The following is a 26,286-nucleotide window of genomic DNA, read 5'->3' on the forward strand; positions in this document are numbered from 1 at the left end:
CAGACTGAGTAGTAGTTATAAGGCCGTGCTTCCGAAAGGAATGCGCGGCTTATTCTCGTTTATAAACTGACATATCCCTGAGCTTTTAGGCCCCGGCCTGAGAGATGACGGATATAGCATGGGGCCTATGGCTGGACGAATCCCGCGTGTTTTTATCAATGACCTGATCGCTCGCACCGACATCGTCGACCTGATCGATGCTCGCGTGAAGCTGAAAAAACAGGGCAAGAACTACCACGCATGTTGTCCATTCCATAACGAGAAAACCCCCTCTTTCACCGTGAACGGTGATAAACAGTTTTACCACTGCTTTGGCTGTGGCGCACACGGTAATGCCCTCGACTTCCTGATGAACTACGACAAGCTTGAGTTTGTCGAAAGCGTTGAAGAGCTGGCGACCATGCACAACCTTGAAGTGCCGTACGAGGCTGGCAACGGCCCAAGCCAGATCGAACGACACCAGCGCCAAAGCCTGTACCAACTGATGGACGGTCTGAACGCCTTTTATCAGCAGGCGCTGAAGCAGCCCGCCGCAGAACCGGCGCGCCAGTATCTGGGCAAGCGTGGCCTGAGCGACGAGGTGATTAGCCACTTCGCCATCGGCTATGCGCCACCAGGCTGGGACAATGCGCTTAAACGCTTTGGCGGCAACAGTGAAAACCGCCAGGCTCTGACGGACGCCGGCATGCTGGTCACCAACGACCAGGGCCGCAGCTATGACCGCTTTCGCGAGCGCGTCATGTTCCCGATTCGCGATAAACGCGGCCGGGTCATCGGATTTGGTGGACGCGTGCTGGGCGATGCCCTGCCGAAGTACCTGAACTCCCCGGAAACCGACATTTTTCACAAAGGCCGCCAGCTGTATGGCCTGTATGAAGCCCAGCAGAGCCAGCCGGAACCGGCGCGTCTTCTGGTAGTCGAAGGATATATGGATGTGGTGGCGCTGGCGCAGTACGGCATTTCTTACGCCGTAGCGTCCCTTGGCACCTCCACAACCGCCGATCATATTCAGCTGCTGTTCCGGGTAACGGACAACGTGGTCTGCTGCTATGACGGCGATCGTGCGGGACGAGACGCGGCATGGCGTGCGCTGGAAACTGCGCTACCTTATATGACGGACGGCCGTCAGCTGCGCTTTATGTTCCTGCCCGACGGCGAAGACCCGGATACGCTGGTGCGTAAAGAAGGAAAGGACGCGTTTGAAGCGCGGATGGAGCAGGCTCAGCCGCTCTCCACTTTCCTGTTTAACAGCCTGATGCCTCAGGTTGACTTGAGTACGCCAGACGGAAGAGCGCGGTTAAGCACCCTGGCTCTGCCGCTGATTAGCCAGGTCCCCGGCGAAACGCTGCGTATCTATCTGCGCCAGGAGTTGGGCAACAAGCTCGGTATCCTGGACGACAGCCAGCTTGAAAAGCTGATGCCCAAACAGGCTGAAGGTGCTACACCTCGCCCGGCGCCTCAGCTAAAACGCACAACCATGCGTATACTGATAGGGTTACTGGTACAGAACCCGGAACTGGCCCCGCTGGTCCCGCCACTTAGCGGACTGGATGCCACAAAGCTGCCGGGTTTAACGCTGTTCAGCAGCCTGGTTGACGCCTGTATGGCGCAGCCGGGGCTGACCACCGGGCAGTTGCTGGAGCAATATCGTGGCACAAATGAGGCCACGACCCTTGAAAAACTCTCGGCGTGGGACGATATAGCAGATAGAGACATTGCTGAAAAAACGTTCACCGACTCGCTGGACCATCTTTTCGAGTCGGCGCTAGAGTTAAGGTTTGAAGAATTAATGGCACGTTCCAGAACGACGGGGCTGACCCCGGCGGAGCGTGAAGAAGTTCGCGTGATAACGCAATCGCGCGCCAAAAAATAGATTCGCGGCTTAACTGCCGAACATTGATCGGGTCACCCCCGAACGCCGCACGGACGGGCTGCGGCATAAAAATAAATCAGCCCTCGTACGTTATTGTTGGCGGCAACGCCTACCGACACAACCCTAATACTGAAGTGTGGATACCGTCTTATGGAGCAAAACCCGCAGTCACAGCTCAAGCTTCTTGTCCAACGTGGTAAAGAGCAAGGCTATCTGACCTATGCCGAGGTCAATGACCATCTGCCGGAAGATATCGTCGACTCCGATCAGATCGAAGACATCATCCAAATGATCAACGACATGGGCATTCAGGTGATGGAAGAAGCCCCTGATGCCGATGATCTTTTGCTTGCTGAAAACTCTAACAATACCGATGAAGACGCGGAAGAAGCGGCCGCACAGGTACTGTCCAGCGTGGAGTCCGAGATTGGACGTACCACCGACCCAGTGCGCATGTACATGCGCGAAATGGGCACCGTTGAACTGTTAACCCGTGAGGGTGAGATCGATATCGCGAAGCGTATCGAAGACGGTATCAACCAGGTACAGTGCTCTGTCGCCGAGTATCCGGAAGCGATCACCTATCTGCTGGAGCAGTACGATCGCGTTGAAGCCGAAGAAGCGCGTCTGTCCGACCTCATCACCGGCTTTGTTGACCCGAACGCTGAAGAAGACCTCGCACCAACCGCGACGCACGTCGGTTCCGAACTCTCTCAGGAAGAGAGGGACGACGATGAAGACGAAGACGAAGAGTCTGACGACGACAGCTCCGACGATGACAACAGCATCGACCCGGAACTGGCGCGTGAGAAATTCGGTGAACTGCGTAAACAGTATGAACTGGCTCGCGACACCATCAAAGCGAAGGGCCGCAGCCACCCGGATGCCGCAGCCGAAATCCTGCAGCTGTCTGAAGTGTTCAAACAGTTCCGCCTGGTGCCGAAGCAGTTCGACTACCTGGTCAACAGCATGCGCGTCATGATGGACCGCGTTCGTACTCAAGAACGTATCATCATGAAGCTGTGCGTTGAGCAGTGCAAAATGCCGAAGAAAAACTTCATCACGCTGTTCACCGGCAACGAAACCAGCGAAACCTGGTTCAACGCGGCCATTGCGATGAACAAGCCGTGGTCTGAAAAGCTGCACGACGTTGCCGATGACGTTCACCGCGGCCTGCAGAAGCTGCAGCAGATCGAAGAAGAAACCGGCCTGACCATCGAACAGGTAAAAGACATCAACCGTCGTATGTCCATCGGTGAAGCGAAAGCGCGCCGTGCGAAGAAAGAGATGGTTGAAGCCAACTTACGTCTGGTTATTTCTATCGCCAAGAAATACACCAACCGTGGTCTGCAGTTCCTCGACCTGATTCAGGAAGGCAACATCGGCCTGATGAAAGCCGTTGATAAGTTTGAATACCGCCGTGGCTATAAGTTCTCGACTTATGCGACCTGGTGGATCCGTCAGGCTATCACCCGCTCCATCGCCGACCAGGCGCGTACCATCCGTATTCCGGTGCACATGATTGAGACTATCAACAAGCTCAACCGTATTTCGCGCCAGATGCTGCAGGAGATGGGCCGTGAGCCAACGCCGGAAGAGCTAGCCGAGCGTATGCTGATGCCGGAAGACAAAATCCGTAAAGTGCTGAAAATTGCCAAAGAGCCTATCTCCATGGAAACGCCAATCGGCGACGATGAAGATTCGCATCTGGGTGACTTCATCGAGGATACAACCCTCGAGCTGCCGCTGGATTCTGCCACCTCCGAAAGCCTGCGTTCCGCAACGCACGACGTTCTGGCTGGCCTGACGGCGCGTGAAGCGAAAGTCCTGCGTATGCGCTTCGGTATCGACATGAATACCGACCACACGCTGGAAGAAGTGGGTAAACAGTTCGACGTGACCCGCGAACGTATCCGTCAGATCGAAGCGAAGGCGCTGCGCAAACTGCGCCACCCAAGCCGCTCTGAAGTGCTGCGTAGCTTCCTGGACGATTAATCGGTTCAGAAAACTGAAAAGCTCCCCGCCCGGGAGCTTTTTTTTGCCCTGAATTTGCGGTTTCTCCCCGCTCTCTCTGGGGGCCTCTTTCAATTCCCCCTCTCCCTCTGGGTGCCTCTTTCAATTCCCCCCTCCCTCTGGGTGCCTCTTTCAATTCCCCCTCTCCCTCTGGGGGCCTCTTTCAATTCCCCCTCTCCCTCTGGGTGCCTCTTTCAATTCCCCCTCTCCCTCTGGGAGAGGGTCGGGGTGAGGGCATACAGCAACACTATGCTTACCGCCCCCGAGCCGCCAGAGATTCATCCAGCTCTTTATAGGCTTCCGTCAGTTTATCCAACGTCACGCGGCTTAAGCCGCTCGGGTTAGGCAAAATCCACACCTCGGTATCACCGATGGTAATCTCCTGCTTGCCCCATTTCGCACCACGCTGGCTGAAAGCCTGCTCAAAGGCCTGCTTGCCCAGAATAGCCAGCGTTCTCGGCTGGTAGTCCTGCATCTTTGTAATCAGCTCTCGGCCACCGGCACGCAGCTCCTGCAACGCCACTTCGCTTGCCTGAACCGTAGGCCGCTCAACCAGCTTCGTCACGCCACAGCCGTAGGAAAGCAGCAGTTGTGCTTCCTCAGGCTTGAGCTGTCGGTCGGTAAAACCCGCCAGGTGAAGAACCTTCCAGAAACGATTAGCAGGATGAGCAAAAGGTAACCCGAGATGAGCGGATGATTTTCCCGGATTTATGCCGCAGAACACGACCCGCAGGTTCGGCTGAAGGATATCGCTGACCATTGCATTTCCCATCTGAATGAATCGAGTGGAAAGTATAAGGGATTGATTAGCAATTGTTTATAAAATCAGCACATGCTATTTAAGCGCTGGATTGCCATCGACAGTTACATTATAATCCAGCGCCATGGCCCCTTAGCTCAGTGGTTAGAGCAGGCGACTCATAATCGCTTGGTCGCTGGTTCAAGTCCAGCAGGGGCCACCAAATTTTAGCTTTAAAATCATATAATTAAGCCACCCGAAAGAGTGGCTTTTTTGTTGTTTCATTTTTAGATGGCGATAAAGTGTCGCTAACCTGTCCACCTTAAATGGCAGTTCAGCCGTACCTGGCGCATTTGATAAATAAGATCGTCTGCATCACACGAAAGGCTGAAAAAAACGTACCTTCCCACATCAGCAAAGAGTTTTATGACTCTTCGGTCGGCTCCCGAGCCACGCGGCGTAACGCGTTTTGATAGTTAAATTCTGCAGCCTGCACCAGTCCGTTAAAAGCCTGAGTCGCGGTGATCAAGCCCGAAATATGTGTGCTGCCATCAGAATAGTGAACGCCGCCAGTGCGTCCTGCTGTGCATTCAACGCACGCAGTTCTTCGTGTAAATCAATATATGCAATATGCATTTTTTGGTTTTTCTTATATATGATGAGATCGACGTTCAGCCTTTATCCGAGTAAAAATGCTCTGACTGATTCATTTATATAAACATTATACCCCTCACATCAATAAATTAGATGTTATAGCTTTTCCGTCTTAAAAAAAAAGGCCAACTCTTCAGTCAGCCTTTTTATTTTCTCGATTACGGGTATTCAGGTCACACCAGCGCCCGGAGTTCTTCCTTCATGTAGGAAGAGAAATATTCAGGGTTTTTAATGATAAGGCGGTTACCGGACTCAACCTTGTCCGCCCAACCGGCAACTTTTTTGGTGAAATCGGCGTTCCATCCCTCCTGAACGCCTCGGGCCGTTACGTCGTCTGAGCTAGCCGGGACGCCCAGCTGCTTCAGGTAACTAAACATTCCCTTCGCGGTGCTTTCATCCATAGGGTCCGGCACGGAGGCCGTGGTGTTCATACCGCCAATGAAGTCTAATGCTTTATCAATCGCTGTTGTCATAATTTATCCTTAAAATCAACCGCTTAATAAATAAGACTGTGACACGCGAGATCAAATGTACCATTAATCAAACTTCATTTTTTCAGGGTCAGTCACGTTTAAAGCCTCTGACGCCTTATCAGTATCTGGATGCGGCTGCTCTGCACCCGGCAGGCAGCCGCTGAAGATTAGAACTTCTCCCAGTTATCTGAGCTACCGCCGCTCACGGCAAGCGCGGTTTTACGCGTCGCTAAAACGGGTGCAGCCTGAACCAGCCGCGCGTTAGCGGCCGCTACAGCCTGCCCGGTATTGAAAATACTCATCAGTTGCACAAGCCTGGTGGCCTGATCGCGGAGGCTCTCGGCGGCGCTGGCTGACTCCTCCACCAGCGCAGCGTTCTGCTGCGTCACCTGATCCAACTGAGTGATAGCGACGTTGATTTGGACGATGCCCTGTCCCTGCTCTTCCGTGGTCACGCCAATCTCAGAGATCAGCCCGGCCACGCGGTGGGACTGCTGTACCAGGTCATCGATCGTCGTACCGGCAGAGCTAACCATATCCGATCCTTTTGTCACTGTTCGCATACTGTCCTCAATCAGGGTTTTGATCTCACTGGCCGCAGAAGCTGAACGCTGTGCCAGAGAACGCACTTCCCCGGCGACGACCGCAAAACCGCGTCCGGACTCTCCCGCACGGGCGGCCTCAACGGCGGCATTTAACGCCAGAATGTTTGTCTGGAAGGCAATACCGTCGATAACGCCGATAATATCGCCAATTTTCCGCGAACTGTCGCTAATCTCCTGCATCGTCAGCACCAGGTTATTCACAGCATTGCCGCTTTGGGTCGCCGTTTCGCTTGCCGAGTTTGCCAGGCGAGTCGCGGTGCGCACCGTCTCGGCATTCTGCTGAATAGTCTGGCTCATTTGTTCCATCGAGGCCGCCGTTTCCTGCAGGCTGGCCGCCTGCTCTTCGGTACGCTGGCTAAGATCGGTGCTGCCGGCCGCAATTTCGCTGGCACCAACAGAGATAGAATGGCTGCTATCACGCACTTCACGGACGATGCCTAAAAGGCGGTTGCGCATATCGTCCATGGCGGCAAGCAGGCTTCGGGTATCACCGCTCTTCAGCTCGACGGCCGTATTGAGCTGCCCCTCAGAAACCTGTTTGGCAACGGACACGGCATAAGCTGGCTCACCGCCAAGCTGGCCTTTAACCGCTCGCCCGATGCCCCAGGCAATCAAAGAGCCAATCACCGCGCTGATGATAGTAATAAGCAGCAGCAGGTTGCCCGAGAAGTGCGCTTCATCGACATAATTGCGCGACATTGCCACCGTGGTGCCGGAGTGATCGCCAATCATCTCACTCAGCGCGTCCAGTACCCTGGCCTGCGGGCCAACCACTTCATTGATAACCAGCGATCGAGCCGCATCGTACTGCCCTGCCGCGCTAACGCTCATCACCTTGCGCAGCGCCTGGGAATAGGCCGGGCGAACGCTATTCAGATTGTCGAACAGCTCACGGGAACGCTTAAGTTTTAGCGCCTTATCCAGCTGTTTTAAAAGGGTATTGTTATCGGTGATGCGCTTTTCCAGTACCAGGTTGGTTTTTGTAATGTAGTCCCGGCTCTCTGCTTCGGTATGCGGCAGCGTCGTGAACAACGCCATATCACGAATATCGTGGGCGTTGTCCGTAATATTGTCCTTAATTTTCACGATCAGCAGTAAATTTACCAGGCGGACATTCGCTGCGTAATTCAGGTTATTTCCAACAGAAACCAACTGCATTCTGGCAAATAATGCGACAAAGAATCCAATGGCGATGACCAGCGCAAAGCCAGCCCCAAGCATAGTGCTGAGCCGCATATTTTTCAGTTTGTTCATAAATCCCTCTGAGCTTTCATGGTTATATCGCAGGCAATAAGAGGAGGTAATCGGTAGAAATCACATCAACGGTTGCGACAGTATATTTTGAATTATCGGATTTTTATCGGCAACTTATGAGACTTCTTTAGCTAATATTCACCAGGAACTTACAACAAGAAACAATGACAGAAAGATGACAATAAATGGTCACTACTTATATTTTTGATAAAATTAAAACTACTATATTTAGGAGTGGCAGCCCCTCCCCACTTTATGGTTAACGGAGCTGAAATTGATGAGTCCCTGGCAGAATAATTATTTATCCGCAATAAAGTGGTCGTCATCGCCTACCGGGATATAAACGCGAACCCACTCCTTCCCGTCGATGATATCCCAGCTATGCCCTTCACCCGCCGTATCGGCCGCAAGCAGCACCGTACCTGGCTCGATGATGAAAGTTGAGCCGTCGCTGACCTTAAACTTCAGCCTGCCTTTAAGGGTCACCACGTACTGTTTTTTCGGCGCCGGATGCACGCCTTTCTGCCACTCTTCAAAAGTATTACTGAAGTAGAGATTCTCGGAAGAAAGTTTTGCCAGGGAAGGAATTGAGCCTTTTACAAATGCAGAGTGATTATTCGCGGTGTTAATCAGTTTCACGGCTGGAATACGGTGCTCGCTAATGCCTTTTTTAGGCTCTTCTGCATGCCCAACCATTGCCATCAACAAACCTGCGGTCGCCAGCAGAAGTCGTGTTATTTTTTTCATGATAATGTCCAGAGTTAATTTCACCCAGAGATACTCTGAGTAACAGATCGCGAGGTTAAGAAATAAATGTCGGATTAGTACATCAGAGGCGATGAATTTCGTCAACAGCTTACAACACAAGTTTATTTAGTTAATAAATTAAATATAAATAAAGAAAATAATTCAGCCCTAAAAAGGGATTCTCTTCGTCACAATTAATTTAATTCGAGCATAAACTCACTTATCGTTAAGCTAAAAAAGAATGACTGAGAACCAAATAAACTAAATACAGGCAGTGATAACCAGAATTTGGCTTATGGCCAGGGATAAACGTTATTCGCCTGATTCGTTCAGCAACGAGTCCGTTCTCAAAAAGGCAACGCAATGCGCCATTTTTGCTGCTTTAACGATGCCGTCAGGTATGCCAGGTTGAGGGAAAAGGAGACGCCCTATGAAACAGCCCTCTTCCCCCTGGTGGTGGGATCTTTCCACTCGTGAATTCAGCGAGCTGGAGATGCACAATATTGTTGCGGTGCTGCCCGTTGGCGCCGTGGAACAGCATGGCCCCCATCTGCCGGTGCGGGTCGATGCCGCCATCAACGCCGGTATTATACAGCGCGCGGTACAGCTCCGCCCCGGTAATCTACCCGTGCTGTTTATGCCCGCTTTGCTTATCGGTAAGTCTGACGAACATCTCGCCTATCCGGGTACGCTCACGCTGCCTTACGAAGTGCTCGGTCAGGTGTGGTTTGAAGTGGCCAAAAGCGCCTGGCGGGCAGGTATCCGCAAGATAGTGTTCTGGAACTCGCACGGCGGGCAGCCGCAGCTGATGGAAATGGTGTGTCGCAAGCTGCGCGTGGAGCTGGATATGCTGGCCGTTGGCGCCAGCTGGTTCCGCACCATTGATACTTCCGATCTTTATAGCGAAGCGGAACGTCAGCACGGCATTCACGGCGGCGAATCAGAAACCAGCGTGATGCTGCACCTCCACCCGGAGTTAGTGCACATGCAGCATGCGGATAATTTTGTCTCAGCCTCGGTAGCCATAGAAGCCAAGGGGGGCATACTCACGCCGGAAGGCGGCGTCAGCTTTGGCTGGATGGCTCAGGATCTCCATCCTTCAGGCACAACGGGGAATGCTGCGGCCGCCGATGCCGAAAGAGGTGAAATTGAGGTCGAACGCGCCGCCCGCGCCCTGCTTCAACTCATAGAAGAGGTCAGTAAAGCCGACCTCAGCATGTTTACCCCGCACACTGCCTTTAGCCGTTGAATGTTTCGCCCGGCTTCCTGTCGGGCGTTACTCCATTTGCAGCATCATGCCTTTAAGCGTTTCGGCCAACACGCTGCCGATGGCGCTGGTGCCGCGATCGTGGCCTATCAGCATCAGCGTTTGCGTTTGCTGGCCCAGCTCCCGCACCGGAATATAAACCAGCCGCCCGCTCCTCAGGTCGGTTTCGATATCAAACGGCGTCAGGAACGTCAGCGCCTGGTCCATCATCGCCGACTGGCGCATCACCTCGATAGAGTTAGTTTCGATAACCGGCTGCAGCGCCACCATCGCACGGGCAAATACGTCGTTCAGGTAGGGGCGAATCACCGTGGAATCATCGGCGATAACCATGGGATGCGGCATACAGTCGCTCAGGCGCAGGCTGCTTTTATCTGCCAGCGGATGCCCCGGCGCAACGACCGCGCCCAGCCTGCCCGTCACGCTGGCAATGCTGCGCAGCGCTGAGCGCATTTCAAAATCAAAACCAATCCCCAAATCCACATCGCCGGAAGCCACCGCGCTGGTGATATCCTCGCCGCGTGTCATCTGCTGCAAATGCAGCTTTACCCGTGGGTTGGCACGGCGGAAATCGGCTGCCGCACGCGGGATCAGGTTAGCCGCCAGCCCGCTCATCATTGCCACCGTCACTTCACCACGCCGCAGTCCTTTTAGCTCCTCAATTTTAATCTGCGCCCATTCCAGCTCTTTAAAGCTCTGGCGCACGTGGTGAATCAGCGTTTCACCGGCTGCGGTAAGGATCATTTTACGCGGCAGGCGCTGGAACAGCGGCGTGCCCAGCTCTTCCTCCAGCGCCAGCAGCTGGCGGTTGATAGCCGAAGCGGAAATGTGCAGGCGTTCCGCAGCCTTACGAATCGAACCGCTGCGCGCCACCTCATCAAGATAAACCAGTAAACGATATTTCAGCATCGGGGCTCCTGCGTTGCCTAAAAGGCATCAGTCAGTACGAAAATACGTGCTTTTAAGATATCGCTAAGCGCGGCATAACTGAAGTCATCAATTATCCTCCATCCACAATCCTGGGAGAGAAAAGATGGCAGGCATCACCCGCAGAAACTTCGCAAAAATGCTGGCAGGCGCCGTGGTACTCCCCGCGCTTGCCCCCGTAATGTCACGCTCTGCTCTGGCGGCAACGAAAGAGTTCAAGGTGGCGCTGCTGCTGCCGGGGACCATTTCCGACGGCGGCTGGAATACGCTGGCGTATCAGGGCCTGCAAAGCCTGAAAAAATCCGGCATTAAGGTGGCCTGGAGCGAAAGCGTGCCGCAGGCACAGATGGAACAGTCGATTCGCGGCTACGCGGACGATGGCTACAACCTGATTATCGGCCACAGCTTTGAGTACGGCGCGGCGTTCACCGAAATCGCGCCGGACTACCCGGATACCGACTTTTTCGCCTCCACGTTTAAGCCTGCGGAAGCGGCACCGAAAAACGTGGAATACATCAATCTGGCCTACATTCAGGCCGCGTATGCCGCAGGCGCGCTGGCCGCACTGATTTCCGACAAAGGCAAAGCCGTGGGCTTTGTGGGCGGCGGCGATAACCCGACCCAGCAGGGCATGATGCGCGCCTTTATCCTCGGGGCGGAAAAAACGCGCTCGGGCATTAAGGGCCTTGGCGTCGTCACCGGCGACTACGGCAACGCGACGAAGGGGCGTGAGGCCGCCACGGCCATGATAACCAATGGCGCCGACGTTATCTGGCATGCCGCCGACGTCACCGGCCTCGGGGCGCTTCAGGGTGCGATTGCCGCGAACGTCAAAGCCATTGGCTGCTACACCGATCAGAAAGATGTCTCCCCCAGCCACATCGCCTGCAGCTTTAAGCAAAACCTGGACTGGGTTGTGGAGCAGGTGGGCAGCGCGGCGGCAGGTCACGCCTTTAAGGGCGGCGAAGAGTGGTCGCCGAGCGTCGCCAAAGCCTGGTCGGTTATCTACGGTAGCACATCCCACAACGCCAGCTTAGTGAGCGACAGCGCCTGGCAAGCCTTCCAGAAAATCTGGCAGCAGCTTGATACCGGCGCATTATCCGCCACCGCCTGACCGGGAGTTAACAGATGAGCATAGCTGCGCCTTTGCCGCGTGTAGCGTTGAATCGCATCACCAAAAGATTTGCCCGCGTCACCGCCAACGACAACGTCTCGATGACCATTGAAGCCGGTGAGATCCATGCTCTGTTGGGTGAAAACGGCGCAGGAAAAAGTACCCTGATGCAAATTCTCTACGGCCTTTATCAGGCCGATGAAGGCGATATTGTGGTAGCGGGTAAAAGCGTGAAGTTTCGCGACCCGAGCGACGCCATCGCCTGCGGAATCGGCATGGTTCATCAGGAATTTATGCTGGTGCAGCCGATGACGGTCGTCGAAAACGTGGTGCTCGGCCTGAAAGAGAATGCCAGCGGCGCGCTCAACCTGAAGGCCGCGGCCGCACGGCTGCAGACGCTGTCGGACAAACATGGCCTGGCCATCGATCCCTGGGCGCGAGTACAGCACCTTTCCGTTGGCGTTCAACAGCGGGTTGAGATCCTCAAGCTGCTCTACCGTGACGCGCAGGTTCTGATCCTGGATGAGCCCACGGCGGTGCTCACGCCGAAAGAGAAAGAAGGCCTGTTTGCCACGCTGAAGTCGCTCTGCGCCGAAGGACGATCCGTGGTGATCGTCACCCATAAGCTTTATGAAATCATGGCGATTGCTCGCCGGGTGTCCGTCATGCGGGCCGGAAAAATGGTGGAAACCGTGGCGGTGTCTGACACCTCCGAAACCGATCTGGCTCGCCGCATGGTTGGCCGTGATGTTGTGCTGCGGGTCGAGAAAACGCCGTGCAGGCCTGGCCGCAACGTGCTGCACGTGGACAGCATTGCCCTGCGCGACGAAACCGGCCAGCAAAAAATTTGGCGTGCTTCGCTTAAGGTCGCAGCGGGCGAGATCCTTGGCATCGCCGGCGTGGAAGGTAACGGCCAGTCGGAGCTGGCAAGCGCCCTGCTCAACCTGATGCCGATAGAAGCCGGCCGTATTCTGCTGGAAGGGGAAGATATTTCGGATGCTACGCCCGCTCAGCGTCGCCAGAAAGGCATCGGTTTTATTCCCGCAGACCGCCGGGAAGTCGGCTCATTCGTCACCCTTTCGCTGGAAGAAAACGCCATGCTCGGCTCCCAGCGCAGCTTCACCAAAGCCAAAGGCTGGCTGCTGGATCGCCTGAAAATAGCCCGCCATGCCAAAGAAATCATGGCGCGTTTTGACGTTCGTGCCCCGGACGCTCAGTTCGAAGCCGGCAAGCTTTCAGGCGGCAATCTGCAAAAACTGATCCTCGGGCGCGAAGTCGCGCAGAACCCGAAATTACTGATCGTTGAGCAACCCACTCGCGGGCTGGACGTGGGCGCGGTTGAGGCCGTTTGGGCGGGCCTGCTGGCGGCACGAGACAGCGGCTGCGCCATCGTGCTTATCTCCGCCGAACTCGAAGAAATTATCAACCTCTCGGACCGCATTGCCGTGATGTACAACGGCCAGATCGCGGGCGAGCTGGAGACGGCACACGCCACGCCGACCCTCCTTTCTGAACTGATGGCCGGTGGCAGCCCGACTCACGCGGAACAGCAGCATGACAAAGTGGCTTGAACGACGCCTTTCCCCGGCACAGTCGCCCTCGGCGCTGGCGCTGACCAGCTTCGGCGGCATTCTCGCCGCATTTATCGTCGGCGGGCTGCTGTTTTTACCCTTCGGCGCGAACCCTTTAACCGCTTATGGCTTCCTGTTCAGCGAGGCTTTTGGCTCCGCTCGCGGGTTTGGCCTTAGCCTGGTGCAGGCCACGCCGCTGATGCTTATCGCGCTGGCAACGCTGGTCATCTGGCGCGCGGGACTGGGCTACATCGGCTTTGAAGGCTGCTTCCTGGTTGGCGCGACGGCGGCAAGCTGGATAGCACTTTCCGGCACGCCGCAGGGCCTGCCGTGGAAGCTGCCGGCCGAGCTTTACTGGCCGATAGTGCTGCTAGTGACGTTTATCGCCGGCGCGCTCTGGGCTGGCTGGGTGGGTGCCCTGCGCGTGCGCTTTGGCGGCAACGACGTCCTGATTTCTCTGATGGCGAATTATGTCGCCATCTTTTTAGTTCAGTACCTGGTTTCTGGGCCGATGCGTGCGCCGGGAGATCTGCCGCAAACGCCCCGCCTGCCGCAGGAAACCTGGCTGCCGATAGTTCTCAGCGGCATAAAAACGCACTGGGGTATCGCTCTCGCGCTCATCGCCACGCTGTTCACCTGCTGGCTGATACGCAGCACGCCTGCAGGCTACGAAATCAACCTGGCGGGGCTGAATCCGAAAGCAGCACGCTATGGCGGAGTCGATGTTGCCCGCCGCCAAATGAGCGCGGTTTACCTGGGCGGCGGCTTTGCGGCTCTCGCCGGGCTGTGTGCCGTGCTCGGCGTTCAGCACCGCCTGATGGACGGACTTTCCGGCGGCGTCGGCTTTATCGGCGTGGTCGTGGCGCTGCTGGCGCGGCTGAACCCGCTGCTGGTGATCCCTACCGCGATTATGTACGGCGGGCTGCAGGTTGGCGGCGGTGCCATGCAGCGTGAAACCGGCCTGCCAACTTCGGTGGTGCTGATATTACAAAGCCTGGTGGTCATGATGATTCTGGCAGGAGACGTGCTGCGTTATTACCGCCTGCGCCTGCCAGCCCGGACAGTCGTGCAGGATGCTTTAGTGGAGAAAAAATCATGAGCGCAATGACCCATCTGGATGCCGCCTTTTTCATTGGCTGGCTGGCTGCGGCCATCCGTCTTGCAGGCCCGGTATTGCTGGCTGCGCTCGGTGAGATCTACGCCGAACGCGCGGGCGTGCTGAATATTGGCCTGGAAGGCACCATTTTGCTGGGCGCGCTCAGCAGCTATCTTGCGGCCGCGTATACCGGCTCGACGCTGCTCGGCTTTTTTGCCGGCGGCGCAGGCGGGCTGCTCGTTGGCGTGTTGCTGGCCGCGCTTTATTTACGCGCCCACGCCAGCCAGATTGTGATCGGCATTGTCTTTAACATTCTTGCGGCGGGGCTGGCCTCATGGATTTATTCCCTGGCAATAGGCAGTACCGGGACGGCGGCAACAATTCCTATGTTTGCCGCCTGGCCCGTACCGCTGCTGTCATCCTTGCCCTTCATCGGCCCGGTGCTTTTTACCCAGCCCTGGCCACTCTATCTCACCCTGGCTCTGGTGTTTATCGCTCACTTTGGCCTGTTCCATACCCGCTTTGGCCTGGCGCTGCGTGCCGTGGGGGAAAATCCTAAAGCCGCCCATGCCGCCGGGCTTAACGTGCTGAAACTTCGCACCTGGGGCGTGCTGTTTTCCTGCCTCGGGGCTGGCCTTGCCGGCGGCTATCTGGTCACCGCGCAAATCGGCCTGTTCCGCGATAACGTCGTCAGCGGCCAGGGGTTTATTGCTTTAGCTATCGTGATTTTTGGCCGCTGGAGCCCGCTAAAAGCCCTGCTGGCCGCCTTTATTTTCGGCGCCGCCGACGCGCTGCAGCTCTCTTTACAAGTCTTCGAAAGCTCGCTGCCGCCGCAGGTTCTGCTGGCGCTGCCGTACCTGTTAACTATTCTGGCGATGTCCGGCGTGGTGGGGCGAACCCTCCAGCCCCGCGCCCTGACGCAGCCTTATCGCAAGGAGTCATAATCGATGAAACATTTCCGCCTTACCGACGTGTCCAGCGCCCAGGCTTTTCGCATCAGCCCAACGGACAGCAACTACTTTGCCGTGCTGTTCGACAAGCAGCAGGACGACATCGAAAACGTGTTCGTGGTTGAAATATTTACCCCCGGCGGCGCCACACCTCCTAATGTGCATGCCGAAGCGCATGAATTTTTCTATGTCCTCGCGGGGGAAGGTATCGCGCGCTGTAACGATGAGGAGACGGCAATTCGCAAAGGCGATGCCCTGCTGCTGCATCCGGGCAATGAACACGCCATCCGCAATACCGGCAAGGGCAAGCTGTATACGTTAACGGTAATGACGCCAAACGAAGGCTTCGCCGAATTGATCCGCCGCGGAAGCCCGGTCTCGCTGGACGAAGAAGATCTCCTGGTGCTGCAAGGAGAAGCAGAGTAATGGCTGGTTATCCCCTCGGCAGCGCCCCGCGCAATCAGTGGCTGGTGACACCGCAAAGCGTGAACATGGTTCGTGCGGGCCGCCCTTCACGGCCGGTATCTCTGGAAAGCCGTGGGCGCGAGATCACGCTCGATCTGGAACATAGCGCACTGATCGTCATTGATATGCAAAATGACTTTTGCCATCCGGGAGGCTGGCTGGCGCATATTGGGGTGGACGTCACGCCCGCCCGCGCACCAATTGATCCGCTGCGTAGGCTGCTGCCGTCGGCACGTGCGGCCGATGTGCCGGTGATTTGGCTTAACTGGGGCAACCGCCCGGACAGGCTCAACCTTAGCCCCGCGCTGCTGCATGTTTATAACCCGGACGGCACCCAAACGGGCCTGGGCGACCCGCTGCCGGAGTCCGGCGCGCCTGTACTTCAGGCGGGAAGCTGGGCGGCAGATATCGTGGAAGAACTTGCTCCCGTCCCAAGCGATATTCGCATCGATAAATACCGAATGTCCGGCTTTCAGGACACCGTGCTGGACAGCGTGCTGAGAAACCTGGGCGTAACCACGCTGCTGTTTGCGGGCGTGAACGTTGATCAGTGCGTGCTGTGCACGCTGCAGGACGCCAACTTCCACGGCTATGACTGCCTGCTGCTGGAGGATTGCAGTGCCACCACGTCGCCGGAATATTGCGTGGATGCCACCTTATATAACGTACAGCAGTGCTTCGGTTTTGTGGTCAACTCCGGCGAATTGCTGGCGAAGCTGAAATAAAAAAACGCTGGTTTTTAAGCCAGCGTTCATTCAGTTAACCACGAGTATTATCAGAGCTTTTCGCCGTTGCTCTCAATCACGTCCTTATACCATTTGAAGGACTTCTTGCGGCTGCGGCTCAGGCTACCGCGGCCTTCGTTGTCTTTATCAACATAGATAAAGCCGTAGCGTTTTTTCATCTCGCCCGTTCCGGCGGACACCAGGTCGATACAGCCCCACGGGGTGTAGCCCATCAGGTCAACGCCGTCTTCAACCACCGCTTTTTTCATTTCCGCGACGTGAGCAGACAAATAGTCGATGCGGTACTGGTCATCAACAAATCCGTCATCCTGCGCAACGTCAATCGCGCCGAAGCCGTTTTCCACGATGAACAGCGGCAGCTGATAGTGGTCCCAGAACCAGTTCAGGGAGTAACGCAGGCCCACCGGATCAATCTGCCAGCCCCAGTCGGACTTCTGCACGTACGGGTTAGAGACCAGGCTCTTCGACTCGTCGTAGTCAAACTGCGGGTTATCGGCGCTGGCTTTGGTGGCAAACGACATGTAGTAGCTGAAGCCGATGTAATCGACGCAGCCTTCGGCAAGCGCAGCCAGATCTTCGTCGGTGATATCCAGCTCAAAACCACGGCGCTCGAAGTAGTTCAGCAGGTGCTGCGGATACTTGCCGCGCACGTGCACGTCGGTGAACCAGTAGCGGCGGTGCATCGCGTTCATCGCCATCATCATGTCGCCCGGCGCACAGGTCAGCGGGTAGATTGGGCACATGGCAATCATGCAGCCTACCTGCAGCGCTGGGTTGATTTCACGAGCGGCGCGAACCGCCAGGGCGCTGGCAACCAGCTCATAGTGAGAGGCCTGGTACATCACCGGCTCACGGTCTTCGCCCGGCTGATACTTGAGGCCCGAGTTGGTGAACGGCGCGAAATCTTCGTGGTAGTTGGCCTGGTTATTGATCTCGTTAAAGGTCATCCAGTACTTCACTTTATGCTGGTAGCGGGTGAAGACCACTTTTGAGAAGCGCAGGAAGAAATCAATCAGCTTACGGTTGCGCCAGCCGCCGTACTCGGTCACCAGGTGATAAGGCATTTCGAAGTGCGACAGCGTAATCACCGGCTCGATGCCGTGCTTCAGGCACTCGTCGAACAGGTCGTCGTAGAACTGCAGGCCAGCTTCGTTCGGCTCCAGCTCGTCACCCAGCGGGAAAATACGCGTCCAGGCGATGGAGGTGCGGAAGCATTTGAAGCCCATCTCGGCAAACAGCTGGATGTCTTCTTTATAGCGGTGGTAGAAATCGATCGCTTCATGGTTGGGGTAATTTTTACCCTGCAGCACGCCGTCGGTAATTTCACGCGGGACGCCGTGGGCGCCGGCCGTCATCACATCGGCAACGCTAATGCCTTTGCCGCCTTCCTTCCAGCCGCCTTCCAATTGATGCGCCGCAACCGCGCCGCCCCACAGAAAACCTTCTTTAAATCCAGACATATTCTCTCCCTTAATTAGAGATCGCATGCTGCGACCGATAGTGCTGATTAAAATGGTAGACCGCGCCAATGAGCCCGGCATCGTTGCCGTGGCTGACGGTGTCGATAAAGTCGTCGATGGTGAACCAGGCCAGGTGTTCGCGCAGTAGTTCGAGGAAGCCAGGGCGTTCCACAATGCCTCCGCCGAGCAGAATTTTTTCCGGGTCGAACAGATTGACGAGGTTATACAGGCCGGTGCCGAGATCGTTGAAGAACGCGGTCACCATGCGCTGGCAGGCCACGTCGCCCGCATCAAAGCGGTCGAAAATCTCTTCTCCACTGACTTCTTCAAGCGGCTTGCCGACGTACTCAGCGTAGTCTTTGCGTAAGGTTCTCAGCGTGCAGGTATCGTTCATGGTGTAGCGGCGAACATCGCGCGGGCCTGGGCGCTCGGTCAGCATGTAGCCAAACTCTCCCGCCCGGAAGCGTGCGCCGTGTACCAGCTGGTTATTACAGAAAATTGCGCCGCCGATGCCGGTGCCAATGGTGAGCACAAGAAAATTGCTCATCTCTGCCGCTTTGCCCTGCCAGCGTTCGGCCAGCAGTACGCAGTTGGCGTCGTTTTCGATGGCGACGGGCAGCTGCGTACGTTCTTCCAGCCACGCTTTGATGGCGAAATTGTCAAACCGGCGGATAGCGCCGCCCATTTCGATAAATCCGGTATGCGGGTTCACATAGCCAGGCGCGCTGATCGCCACGCCTTCGCAGCCGGGGTGAGCGGTAATCCACGCCAGAATAACCTGTAAGATTTGCTCGCCGTCGCTGTCGTTAATCGTCTCTTTGCCCTTGGCCAGGATCTCGCCCTGTGAGCTGACGATCCCCATTTTTAAGGCGGTACCACCGATATCAAATGCGGCGATATTCATACGTTACTTTCTCCCAGCTATTCTCGCGATGGCGTATTTCTTGCCGACAATGATTCAAAGCTTAATCAATCGAAAGCCTGTCAGGCAAGCAGGGAGAAAACACGAATTGAACAACTTTTGGACCTGTTTAAATGCATTATTTACATAGAGTTAACCGCATTTTTAACAGTACTCGGGGAACAGGTTTATTTATCAGATGATTAATGAACCTCTTTTTTGCGCAGAACTGTGACCCGCCTTACGCGGTAGATAATACTTCACCTGAAATTCAAACACGTTGGTGTAGAGGATAGAGTAATCAATAGGACTGTGAGTCTCGTCAACCGACTGAGTTTCCATACGAATAATCGGATCGCGCACGCTGATATGCAGTAATTTAGCAATGTCGGCCGGCGGCAGCAGCGGCTGGAATGACTCATAGCAGCCATGAATTTCTACGCCACACTCATCCTCGATGTAGGAAAATTTCGATCGTTTCATGTGATTAACCGTCAGATCTGGAAAACGGTTCACCGACAGCCAGGTTTCCTCCACCTGCATCGGGACATTGTCGATATGGCGCAGCCTTTTGGCGTAATACACCGGCTCGCCGATGGCCAGCTGCAGGCGGCTGGCTATCTCCTCGGAGGCTTGCTGTAGCTCAAATCTCAGCACCTGGCTGGAGGGTTTTTTACCTTCACTTTTAGCAATTTCCGTAAAGCTATCCAGGTGAGTAACCGAGGCCTGAAAGTGCTTGTTTCTCACGTAGGTACCGGAGCCGTGCCTGCGCTCGATCAGAGATTCATCTTCCAGCACCCTCAGAGCTTTGCGCAGCGTATTGCGCGACACGTTGTAGAATTCAGCCAGCTCTTTTTCGGACGGGAGGCTGTCGCCGATATTGCAGGTTGGGCTACTGATTCGGCTTTTTAGTAAGTTAACAACATCTTTATAAACCACTTTTGAACCTCCTTAATTCATTTAAAAACAATCAATTACTATCTCATTAATGCCGAAAGTTCAACACAGGTTCATTTTCATTCTGTTTTTTGCACCACTCGGTGGTCACTAACTGTGATCGAAATGGCAGATGAATAAATTGATATTCATTAAGTTAGCCGCTGACTGATTATCGACAAAATAGTTAAGGGTAAAAATGAAGAACATATTATTGGTTTGCGCGGCAGGGATGTCCACCAGCATGCTGGTTAAAAGAATGCAGGATCACGCTGCAGCGGGAAATATTTCGGTCAATATTAACGCACTGGCGATTGCTGAAGCGAAAGAAAGAATAAAGAAAAATGAAGCGGATGTGGTCCTGCTGGGCCCTCAGGTTCGTTTCCAAAAAAGCGAAATCGAGGAAATTGCTCAGGGAAAAATTCCTGTGTCGGTAATTGATATGAAGCATTATGGGCAAATGGACGGAAAGTCCGTTCTGGATACTGCGTTAACTCTGCTTGGCGGCCATTAATTCTTTCTGGTCGAAATAATAACTCGCTGATTAATTGATTAGGTTTATCGTCACGCCTCCTGGTTAGAGGAAGGTTTTTTATCGATAAATTTAAATCACCAGTCAATATCTCTCTAATTATAAAGGGCGCATCATGAGTATAATGAATGCCTTTGAACGCGGTATGGAAAAACTTCTTGTTCCTATTGCGATTAAATTAAACTCTCAGATACACGTCTCGGCCATCCGTGATGCTTTTATTTTGTCGTTCCCGATCGTCATGGCCAGTTCGCTGATCGTGCTGATTAACTTTGCCATTCTTTCTCCGGATGGTTTTATTGCCTCACTGCTTCATCTTGGAACTCTGTTTCCTAATTTAGCCGAAGCTCAAAATATATTCTCCCCGGTGATGAACGGGTCGGTGAATATTATGTCGATCATGATAGCCTTCCTGGTCGCCCGTAATATCGCCATCAGCTATCAACAGGATGACCTGCTGTGCGGCCTGACCGCCATCGGCGCGTTCTTTGTGGTCTATACCCCGTATCAAATGATGGGTGGGCAGTCGTATCTGACGACCCAGTACCTGGGGCCTCAGGGACTGTTTGTGGCGGTGATTGTGGCCCTGATTACCGGGGAAATTTTCTGCCGCCTGGCGCGCAACCCGAAAATTACCATCACCATGCCGGACGCCGTACCGCCGGCGGTAGCCCGCTCCTTTAAAGTACTGATTCCTATCTTCTTCGTGATGATTTTCTTCTCGGTGCTGAACTACTGCCTGACGAAAATCTCCCCTAACGGCCTGAACGAGCTGATTTATACCCTGATTCAGGCGCCGCTGAAAAACATGGGCACCAATATCGTCGCGGTGCTGGTGCTTGGCCTGGTCACCAACTTCCTGTGGGTGCTGGGTATTCACGGGCCGAACACCACGGCGGCTATTCGCGAGACTATTTTCTCCGAAGCTAACCTCGAAAACCTCTCGTTCGCCGCTTCCAACGGTTCAACGTGGGGCGCGCCATACCCTATCACCTGGGGGAGCATCAACGACGCCTTCGCCAACTACGGCGGCTCGGGGATGACGCTTGGCCTGCTGCTGGCTATTTTTATCGCCTCCCGCCGCGCCGACTACCGCGACCTGGCAAAAATGGCCTTCGTGCCCGGCCTGTTTAACATCAACGAACCGGTGATTTTTGGCCTGCCGATCGTCCTGAACCCGATTCTGATCATTCCATTCATTATGGTGCCTTTCGTGAACTCTCTGGTGGGCTACACCTTTGTCACGCTGGAGATTATTCCGCCGATTGCCTACGCCGTACCGTGGACGACGCCGGGGCCGCTCATTGCCTTCTTCGGCACCGGGGGGAACTGGATGGCGCTGATTGTCGGGCTGCTATGCCTGGCCATCTCCACGCTAATTTATTTACCGTTCGTCATTGCCGCCAATAAGGTAAATGCAGCGCAGGCGGCGCAGTAATAAATAAACCGATGATAGCAATTTAATTTTCACCCGCCTCCGGCTATTCAAGCCGGAGGCAAATAATAATTATACTTCTGGGACATTCTATGAATTCAAGTTTATTGAAGGTTAGCTTATTGTCTTCATCCATCCTTCTGGCGTTATCCTCAACCAGCGTAATGGCGGCAAAATTAACGGTTGAGCAGCGTCTGGAATTGCTTGAAAGACAATTATCAGAAAACAAATCAGAATTAAATAAAACGCAGAAAGAGTTAGCCGTATATAAAGATAAGGTCGCTCAACTGCAGCCAACCGGCAACAACGTTCAGTCCACGACGGCGCAGGTTAACCCGACGGTCTATTCTCCGGTAGCCGACAACATCGAGAATGAAAATAATCATCTCGACACCAAATCGCCGCCAACGCCGGTTAAAGGCACTCAGAAAGTGGCCGTTGTAAATAATGAAGGTGGCAAAACCAGCGTACAAAACGTCACCCTGAAAGACATCAGCAAATACATTAAGGACGATATTGGCTTTAGCTACGAAGGCTACTTCCGCTCCGGCTGGGCGGCGGCAAACCACGGGTCAGCGCAAACCTACGCCGCCGGGTCACTCGGGCGTTTCGGGAACGAGATGAGCGGCTGGTTCGACTTAACGCTGAACCAACGCGTCTACAACCAGGACGGCAAAACTGCCAACGCCATCGTGACCTACGATGGTAACGTCGGCGAGCAGTATAACGACGCCTGGTTTGGCGATAACAACGGCAACGAAAATATCATGCAGTTCAGCGATATTTTCCTGACCACCAGAGGTTTCCTGCCGTTTGCGCCGGAAGCTGACTTCTGGGTGGGTAAACACAAGCTGCCAGAATACGAAATCCAGATGCTCGACTGGAAGTCATTAACGACCCAGGTGGCCGCCGCCGTGGGGATCCAGAACTGGAACCTTGGCGTGGGCCAGCTTGACGCCTCTCTCAGCCGTAATGACGTCGACGTTTATTCCCGCGACTTCAGCCACACCACGCAGATGAACACCAACTCGGTTGACCTGCGCTACCGCAACATTCCGCTGTGGGAAAAAGGCTCGCTGTCTCTGATGGGCAAATACGCCTTTGCCAATAAAACCGACGACCAGAAAGACAACGAAAATAACGGCTCCTTCTTTAAGCTGAAGGATACCTGGATGGCGACGGCCATTGTGCGTCAGGATCTGCCGCGTGACACCTTCAACGAGTTCACCCTGCAGGTGGCCAATAACTCTTATGCCAGCAGCTTCGCGAACTTCTCGGGGGCCAGCAACTCAATGGCACCGGGCCGTTATTACTATGGCGACCAGACTGACGGCGTAGCGTGGCGTTTGATTTCGCAGGGCGAAATGTACCTCGCGGACAGAATCATCATGGCGAACGCGCTGGTTTACTCCCAGGGTAGCGATGTCTACAGCTATGAGAGCGGCGCCCACAGCGACTTCAGCAGCATTCGGGCCGTTATTCGCCCGGCGTGGATTTGGGATACCTGGAACCAGACCGGCCTGGAGCTGAGCTGGTTTACCCAGAAAAACAAAACCGAGCAGGGCGTGAACCTGAAAGAGTCTGGCTACAAAACCACGCTCTATCACGCTCTGAAGGTTGGCCCAAGCCTGCTCGGCTCGCGTCCTGAGATTCGTTTCTACGGCACATACCTGAATATCCTGGATAACGAGCTGTCTGACTTCCGCTTTAACGAGAACAGCAAAAACGAGTTTATGGCAGGCGTTCAGGCCGAAGTGTGGTGGTAATCCACTTGCGCTAAACGCATAAAAAACCCGTCTGCGAAGACGGGTTTTCTTTTTTATTCAGCTTGCGCCCGCGCAGCTATCCGGCACGTTGTTCAGCCCTTCCGCGCCGTGGGTGAAAGATTTAAATCGCTTTTGATCGTCCAGTTTGATGATGTACAGCGAATCAAAATCGCTGCCCGGCCACTTCGGCACCACGGCAGGATCGCCGCCGGTTTCCTTCACCAGCTTCTGCGCCGCCACCACCAGGTTTTTGTGCTCCCAGGAGACAAAAGTCAGGCGACCGCTGCTTTGGGTTTTCAATAAATCATCCGCCAGTTCGTCCGTCTGCCCGGCGTGGTAGCGCAGGTCGATAGCCTGAGAAACTCGGATGGCGGTCGGCGTGATGGTCGTTAACGGGCGCAGCGAGCTGCCGGTTTTGTTCTCTTTCGGCGCGGAGGCGTAAATAGCATCCGGCTTGCCGTACTGGCTTAACAGAACCGAAGGCAGCTGTAATGCGCGGTTCAACCCTTTGCAGGTCAGCTGTCCGCTATTGTTAGCCGGTTTCTCGCCGTGGCGCAGGAACACTATGGTGCTGTCGGCCTTCGCTATCATCGGGGTCAACAAGGCACTGCTCAGCAACACAACAAGCGCTTTTTTGATCATGTTTTTCTCGTTTTTATCAGGGGATGAAGCTTCTACTATAGAGAAGAAATCGAGGGAAAAAACAAAACATTGGTAAGCAGAAATCACACTTGCCCCGCCAGCTTCATCGGTTAACAACCGCCCGCCATTTTGCTATTCTGATGCCCCTTAACACGATGATATATTCTATAAAAATCAGTAAAAACAATTAATAAGGAAAAGCCGTGAGTACCCAGAGCGAGATGTTTAACAAAGAGATTGCGTGGTCTACCCGTCACATGGTTCGTACCCTTAAGCAGGTTCAGTCGCTGCCAGACTTAAGCCACGTCCGTATCGCCTGCAACATGCATCTCGACCTGAAAATGATCCCGCTGGTTGAAGGCCTGCTGAAGAAAAATGCCCAGGTCTTCCTCACCACCTGCAACCCAACCACCGTGCAGGATGACGTTGTCGCTTACCTGGTCGCCGCCGGAGCGGAAGCCTGCGCATGGCGCAATATGAGCGACGCCGACTGGCGCAACTCGTGGGAAAAAGCGATAGCCTGGCGCCCAACCCACCTGTGCGAAATGGGCGCGGACATCACCACGCTGCTGCATCAACGCGGCGAGTTTGGCGACGTGGTCGCCTGCCTGGAAGCCACCGGCTCCGGCGTCAACCGCCTCGCCGATCTTCGCCCCGGCTACCCGATTTTTAACTGGGACGATCTGCCGGTAAAAGAAGGGCTTCACAACCGCCATATGGTCGGCCTCACCGCGTGGCAGACCTTCTTCCAGACCACTCACCTTACCCTGCACGAAAAGAAAGTGCTGGTGATTGGCTATGGCCTGGTGGGCCAGGGCGTTGCCGCCGCCGCCAAAGCCTACGGAGGCCAGGTAATGGTTGCCGAATTAGACCCGGCTCGCCGCCTGCAGGCCGCCTACGACGGCTGGCACGTGGTTGATATTCATGACGTGATTGCCACCACCGACGTGGTCGCCACCGCAACCGGCGCGAAAAAAGTCGTCAGCGCAGCGGTACTGGATAACGCCAAAGACGGCGTGTTCGTGCTAAACGTCGGCCATGTTGCGGAAGAGATCGACTGCGGCTACCTGCAGCAATACCCGACCGAAGAAGTGATGCCGTTTATCAACGCCTACCAGCTGAACGGCAAGACGCTTTACCTGATGGCGAACGGTTCAATGCTCAACCTGACCGCCGGCTTCGGTGACAGCCTGAACGCCTTCGACGTGACGCTGGCCGTGATGGCGAGCGGCATCAAACATATTGTGACCGACGGCCAGCACGCTGAAAAAGCGGTGTATCTGCTGCCTCAGTCCGTGTGGGAAAAAGCGCTGTAAGCTGCCCTCCAACCCTTATCAAGTCAGGCCTCTTTCGGGGGCCTGACTTTTTTTTCATCCTCGCCGAATAAAATCTCCGCCCCGATTGTTTACTCCTTACCAGACCCTGAAGAAGAGACAATCATGAGCTACCTGCCCACCGAAACCCGGCTGCCCCGCAAGCGCTACGACGCCTTTAGCATGTCCCTGCACTGGGTCACCGCTTTCTGCGTGATATTCCTGTTCGCCAGCGCTCACATATGGGAAGTCCTTGAGCGAGGCACGCCGCTGCGCAAAGGTCTGCAATCGCTACACATTTCATTTGGCATCCTGCTGGGTGCGGTGATTTTAGTCCGGCTGGTCTGGCGCATCAGCGCCGCTTTCTCCCCCTCCAGAAAGCTGGAAAAAGTACCGATGCCGGGTGCGTTTCGCATCGCCGCCCACGCCACGCACGGCGTGCTCTACATCCTGCTGCTGACACAGGCCACGCTTGGCTTCCTGTTCCGCTGGGCGCAGGGCGAGCCTTTCTGGTTCTTCAACCTCTTTGAAGTCCCGGACGTGTTTAACGTCGATCCGACGCTGCGCCATACCCTGGCAATGCTGCACAACAACGTGGCCTGGGCGCTGATCCTGCTGGCGGGTGCGCACGCCGCCGCCGCCCTGCTCCACCACTATGTTTTGCGTGACGGCACGCTGCGCCGCATGCTTCCCGCCTGCAAAGGCAACTCTCGTTAACCTACAGGACGACACCATGAACATGCCTTCAAGCCGTAAACTGCTGCCTTTGCTGTGCCTGGTTGCCAGCGGGCTTTTCTACTCCGCCGC

The 26,286-nt window shown here is 55.0% G+C and carries 23 protein-coding genes and 1 tRNA gene; 15 read left to right on the forward strand and 9 right to left on the reverse strand.

The window, feature by feature from the left end; translation table 11 throughout:
• Positions 1 to 127: 127 nt before the first annotated feature.
• Entirely contained in the window at positions 128 to 1,873 is a 1,746-nt protein-coding gene (gene dnaG / locus ACE38U_RS06195) for a DNA primase (protein WP_038482969.1), read from the forward strand.
• 150 nt (positions 1,874 to 2,023) lie between these two features.
• Positions 2,024 to 3,868: an RNA polymerase sigma factor RpoD gene (gene rpoD, locus ACE38U_RS06200; protein ID WP_038475889.1), complete on the forward strand. Its 1,845-nt coding sequence runs from the start codon at positions 2,024 to 2,026 to the stop codon at positions 3,866 to 3,868.
• Positions 3,869 to 4,139: 271 nt separating this feature from the next.
• On the opposite strand, the gene mug is transcribed toward rpoD, so the two are convergent.
• On the reverse strand, positions 4,140 to 4,646 hold the full coding sequence (gene mug / locus ACE38U_RS06205; protein WP_038475892.1) for a G/U mismatch-specific DNA glycosylase: 507 nt from the start codon (positions 4,644 to 4,646) through the stop codon (positions 4,140 to 4,142).
• A gap of 126 nt (positions 4,647 to 4,772) precedes the next feature.
• Between mug and ACE38U_RS06210 the strand changes: the two genes are divergently transcribed.
• A tRNA-Ile gene (locus tag ACE38U_RS06210) sits at positions 4,773 to 4,848 on the forward strand.
• Between the two features lie 604 nt (positions 4,849 to 5,452).
• Here the strand turns inward: ACE38U_RS06210 and ACE38U_RS06215 are convergent.
• The 3 genes from ACE38U_RS06215 to ACE38U_RS06225 all read right to left on the reverse strand — a co-directional run bounded on the left by ACE38U_RS06215 (position 5,453) and on the right by ACE38U_RS06225 (position 8,358).
• Positions 5,453 to 5,752 carry a DUF1889 family protein gene (locus ACE38U_RS06215; protein WP_038475895.1) on the reverse strand — a complete coding sequence of 100 codons (300 nt, stop codon included), beginning with the start codon at positions 5,750 to 5,752 and terminating at the stop codon, positions 5,453 to 5,455.
• Between the two features lie 167 nt (positions 5,753 to 5,919).
• Positions 5,920 to 7,611: a methyl-accepting chemotaxis protein gene (locus ACE38U_RS06220; RefSeq protein WP_375529350.1), complete on the reverse strand. Its 1,692-nt coding sequence runs from the start codon at positions 7,609 to 7,611 to the stop codon at positions 5,920 to 5,922.
• 297 nt (positions 7,612 to 7,908) lie between these two features.
• A complete protein-coding gene (locus ACE38U_RS06225; RefSeq protein ID WP_038475901.1) occupies positions 7,909 to 8,358 on the reverse strand; it encodes a cupin domain-containing protein in 450 nt (149 codons plus the stop codon).
• A 430-nt stretch (positions 8,359 to 8,788) separates the two neighbouring features.
• Here ACE38U_RS06225 and ACE38U_RS06230 point away from each other — a divergent pair, with 430 nt between their 5' ends.
• Complete coding sequence (locus tag ACE38U_RS06230; RefSeq protein ID WP_375529351.1) at positions 8,789 to 9,607, forward strand: creatininase family protein; 819 nt, start codon at positions 8,789 to 8,791, stop codon at positions 9,605 to 9,607.
• A gap of 27 nt (positions 9,608 to 9,634) precedes the next feature.
• On the opposite strand, the gene ACE38U_RS06235 is transcribed toward ACE38U_RS06230, so the two are convergent.
• Positions 9,635 to 10,534, reverse strand: a complete 900-nt coding sequence (locus ACE38U_RS06235) for a LysR family transcriptional regulator (protein WP_154187050.1) — start codon at positions 10,532 to 10,534, stop codon at positions 9,635 to 9,637.
• 124 nt (positions 10,535 to 10,658) lie between these two features.
• Between ACE38U_RS06235 and ACE38U_RS06240 the strand changes: the two genes are divergently transcribed.
• Genes ACE38U_RS06240 through ACE38U_RS06265 form a run of 6 tightly spaced genes read left to right on the forward strand, consistent with a single transcriptional unit; the run spans position 10,659 to position 16,473 of the window.
• A complete protein-coding gene (locus ACE38U_RS06240) occupies positions 10,659 to 11,666 on the forward strand; it encodes a BMP family protein (RefSeq protein ID WP_375529352.1) in 1,008 nt (335 codons plus the stop codon).
• Positions 11,667 to 11,680: 14 nt separating this feature from the next.
• A complete protein-coding gene (locus ACE38U_RS06245) occupies positions 11,681 to 13,237 on the forward strand; it encodes an ABC transporter ATP-binding protein (RefSeq protein WP_375529353.1) in 1,557 nt (518 codons plus the stop codon).
• The gene (locus tag ACE38U_RS06250) at positions 13,221 to 14,336 is read left to right on the forward strand and encodes an ABC transporter permease (RefSeq protein ID WP_038475915.1); all 1,116 of its coding nucleotides are present in this window, start codon (positions 13,221 to 13,223) and stop codon (positions 14,334 to 14,336) included. The genes ACE38U_RS06245 and ACE38U_RS06250 overlap by 17 nt, the downstream gene beginning before the upstream one ends.
• Positions 14,333 to 15,277, forward strand: coding sequence for an ABC transporter permease (locus ACE38U_RS06255; protein ID WP_375529354.1), 945 nt, complete (start codon positions 14,333 to 14,335; stop codon positions 15,275 to 15,277). The genes ACE38U_RS06250 and ACE38U_RS06255 overlap by 4 nt, the downstream gene beginning before the upstream one ends.
• Positions 15,278 to 15,280: 3 nt before the next feature.
• Positions 15,281 to 15,709, forward strand: a complete 429-nt coding sequence (locus tag ACE38U_RS06260) for a cupin domain-containing protein (RefSeq protein WP_038475918.1) — start codon at positions 15,281 to 15,283, stop codon at positions 15,707 to 15,709.
• Entirely contained in the window at positions 15,709 to 16,473 is a 765-nt protein-coding gene (locus ACE38U_RS06265) for a cysteine hydrolase family protein (RefSeq protein ID WP_375529355.1), read from the forward strand. The genes ACE38U_RS06260 and ACE38U_RS06265 overlap by 1 nt, the downstream gene beginning before the upstream one ends.
• Before the next feature lie 50 nt (positions 16,474 to 16,523).
• On the opposite strand, the gene ACE38U_RS06270 is transcribed toward ACE38U_RS06265, so the two are convergent.
• The 3 genes from ACE38U_RS06270 to ACE38U_RS06280 form a co-directional block, all read right to left on the reverse strand.
• The gene (locus ACE38U_RS06270) at positions 16,524 to 17,954 is read right to left on the reverse strand and encodes a 6-phospho-beta-glucosidase (RefSeq protein ID WP_038475924.1); all 1,431 of its coding nucleotides are present in this window, start codon (positions 17,952 to 17,954) and stop codon (positions 16,524 to 16,526) included.
• 10 nt (positions 17,955 to 17,964) lie between these two features.
• Positions 17,965 to 18,858 carry a beta-glucoside kinase BglK gene (gene bglK, locus ACE38U_RS06275; RefSeq protein ID WP_375529356.1) on the reverse strand — a complete coding sequence of 298 codons (894 nt, stop codon included), beginning with the start codon at positions 18,856 to 18,858 and terminating at the stop codon, positions 17,965 to 17,967.
• A gap of 192 nt (positions 18,859 to 19,050) precedes the next feature.
• Positions 19,051 to 19,794, reverse strand: a complete 744-nt coding sequence (locus ACE38U_RS06280) for a GntR family transcriptional regulator (protein WP_052048991.1) — start codon at positions 19,792 to 19,794, stop codon at positions 19,051 to 19,053.
• Positions 19,795 to 19,990: 196 nt separating this feature from the next.
• On the opposite strand from ACE38U_RS06280, the gene ACE38U_RS06285 reads away from it, so the two are divergent.
• The 3 genes from ACE38U_RS06285 (at position 19,991) to ACE38U_RS06295 (ending at position 23,524) form a co-directional block, all read left to right on the forward strand.
• Positions 19,991 to 20,305 (forward strand): PTS sugar transporter subunit IIB, encoded by a 315-nt coding sequence (locus ACE38U_RS06285; RefSeq protein WP_038475928.1) that lies wholly within the window; start codon positions 19,991 to 19,993, stop codon positions 20,303 to 20,305.
• A 133-nt stretch (positions 20,306 to 20,438) separates the two neighbouring features.
• Positions 20,439 to 21,761, forward strand: a complete 1,323-nt coding sequence (locus ACE38U_RS06290; protein ID WP_038475930.1) for a PTS sugar transporter subunit IIC — start codon at positions 20,439 to 20,441, stop codon at positions 21,759 to 21,761.
• 89 nt (positions 21,762 to 21,850) lie between these two features.
• Positions 21,851 to 23,524, forward strand: a complete 1,674-nt coding sequence (locus ACE38U_RS06295; RefSeq protein ID WP_038475932.1) for a carbohydrate porin — start codon at positions 21,851 to 21,853, stop codon at positions 23,522 to 23,524.
• A 57-nt stretch (positions 23,525 to 23,581) separates the two neighbouring features.
• Here ACE38U_RS06295 and ACE38U_RS06300 read toward each other — a convergent pair whose 3' ends face one another.
• Complete coding sequence (locus ACE38U_RS06300) at positions 23,582 to 24,166, reverse strand: histidine phosphatase family protein (protein ID WP_375529357.1); 585 nt, start codon at positions 24,164 to 24,166, stop codon at positions 23,582 to 23,584.
• 221 nt (positions 24,167 to 24,387) lie between these two features.
• Between ACE38U_RS06300 and ACE38U_RS06305 the strand changes: the two genes are divergently transcribed.
• Together ACE38U_RS06305 and ACE38U_RS06310 are read left to right on the forward strand one after the other, a co-directional pair.
• On the forward strand, positions 24,388 to 25,482 hold the full coding sequence (locus tag ACE38U_RS06305; protein WP_038475934.1) for an adenosylhomocysteinase: 1,095 nt from the start codon (positions 24,388 to 24,390) through the stop codon (positions 25,480 to 25,482).
• Between the two features lie 123 nt (positions 25,483 to 25,605).
• The gene (locus ACE38U_RS06310; protein ID WP_375529358.1) at positions 25,606 to 26,196 is read left to right on the forward strand and encodes a cytochrome b; all 591 of its coding nucleotides are present in this window, start codon (positions 25,606 to 25,608) and stop codon (positions 26,194 to 26,196) included.
• The last annotated feature ends 90 nt before the right edge of the window (positions 26,197 to 26,286 follow it).

The organism is Cedecea selenatireducens (assembly GCF_042138895.1).
In the GTDB taxonomy this organism is placed as follows: Bacteria; Pseudomonadota; Gammaproteobacteria; order Enterobacterales; family Enterobacteriaceae; genus Cedecea; species Cedecea selenatireducens.

What these genes read in the sequence shown, in the direction of transcription:
- dnaG (WP_038482969.1), top strand. Translation starts at nt 128, where the DNA reads ATGGCTGGACGAATCCCGCGTGTTTTTATCAATGACCTGATCGCTCGC.
- rpoD (WP_038475889.1), top strand. Translation starts at nt 2,024, where the DNA reads ATGGAGCAAAACCCGCAGTCACAGCTCAAGCTTCTTGTCCAACGTGGT.
- mug (WP_038475892.1), bottom strand. Translation starts at nt 4,646, where the DNA reads ATGGTCAGCGATATCCTTCAGCCGAACCTGCGGGTCGTGTTCTGCGGC.
- ACE38U_RS06215 (WP_038475895.1), bottom strand. Translation starts at nt 5,752, where the DNA reads ATGACAACAGCGATTGATAAAGCATTAGACTTCATTGGCGGTATGAAC.
- ACE38U_RS06220 (WP_375529350.1), bottom strand. Translation starts at nt 7,611, where the DNA reads ATGAACAAACTGAAAAATATGCGGCTCAGCACTATGCTTGGGGCTGGC.
- ACE38U_RS06225 (WP_038475901.1), bottom strand. Translation starts at nt 8,358, where the DNA reads ATGAAAAAAATAACACGACTTCTGCTGGCGACCGCAGGTTTGTTGATG.
- ACE38U_RS06230 (WP_375529351.1), top strand. Translation starts at nt 8,789, where the DNA reads ATGAAACAGCCCTCTTCCCCCTGGTGGTGGGATCTTTCCACTCGTGAA.
- ACE38U_RS06235 (WP_154187050.1), bottom strand. Translation starts at nt 10,534, where the DNA reads ATGCTGAAATATCGTTTACTGGTTTATCTTGATGAGGTGGCGCGCAGC.
- ACE38U_RS06240 (WP_375529352.1), top strand. Translation starts at nt 10,659, where the DNA reads ATGGCAGGCATCACCCGCAGAAACTTCGCAAAAATGCTGGCAGGCGCC.
- ACE38U_RS06245 (WP_375529353.1), top strand. Translation starts at nt 11,681, where the DNA reads ATGAGCATAGCTGCGCCTTTGCCGCGTGTAGCGTTGAATCGCATCACC.
- ACE38U_RS06250 (WP_038475915.1), top strand. Translation starts at nt 13,221, where the DNA reads ATGACAAAGTGGCTTGAACGACGCCTTTCCCCGGCACAGTCGCCCTCG.
- ACE38U_RS06255 (WP_375529354.1), top strand. Translation starts at nt 14,333, where the DNA reads ATGAGCGCAATGACCCATCTGGATGCCGCCTTTTTCATTGGCTGGCTG.
- ACE38U_RS06260 (WP_038475918.1), top strand. Translation starts at nt 15,281, where the DNA reads ATGAAACATTTCCGCCTTACCGACGTGTCCAGCGCCCAGGCTTTTCGC.
- ACE38U_RS06265 (WP_375529355.1), top strand. Translation starts at nt 15,709, where the DNA reads ATGGCTGGTTATCCCCTCGGCAGCGCCCCGCGCAATCAGTGGCTGGTG.
- ACE38U_RS06270 (WP_038475924.1), bottom strand. Translation starts at nt 17,954, where the DNA reads ATGTCTGGATTTAAAGAAGGTTTTCTGTGGGGCGGCGCGGTTGCGGCG.
- bglK (WP_375529356.1), bottom strand. Translation starts at nt 18,858, where the DNA reads ATGAATATCGCCGCATTTGATATCGGTGGTACCGCCTTAAAAATGGGG.
- ACE38U_RS06285 (WP_038475928.1), top strand. Translation starts at nt 19,991, where the DNA reads ATGAAGAACATATTATTGGTTTGCGCGGCAGGGATGTCCACCAGCATG.
- ACE38U_RS06290 (WP_038475930.1), top strand. Translation starts at nt 20,439, where the DNA reads ATGAGTATAATGAATGCCTTTGAACGCGGTATGGAAAAACTTCTTGTT.
- ACE38U_RS06295 (WP_038475932.1), top strand. Translation starts at nt 21,851, where the DNA reads ATGAATTCAAGTTTATTGAAGGTTAGCTTATTGTCTTCATCCATCCTT.
- ACE38U_RS06300 (WP_375529357.1), bottom strand. Translation starts at nt 24,166, where the DNA reads ATGATCAAAAAAGCGCTTGTTGTGTTGCTGAGCAGTGCCTTGTTGACC.
- ACE38U_RS06305 (WP_038475934.1), top strand. Translation starts at nt 24,388, where the DNA reads ATGTTTAACAAAGAGATTGCGTGGTCTACCCGTCACATGGTTCGTACC.
- ACE38U_RS06310 (WP_375529358.1), top strand. Translation starts at nt 25,606, where the DNA reads ATGAGCTACCTGCCCACCGAAACCCGGCTGCCCCGCAAGCGCTACGAC.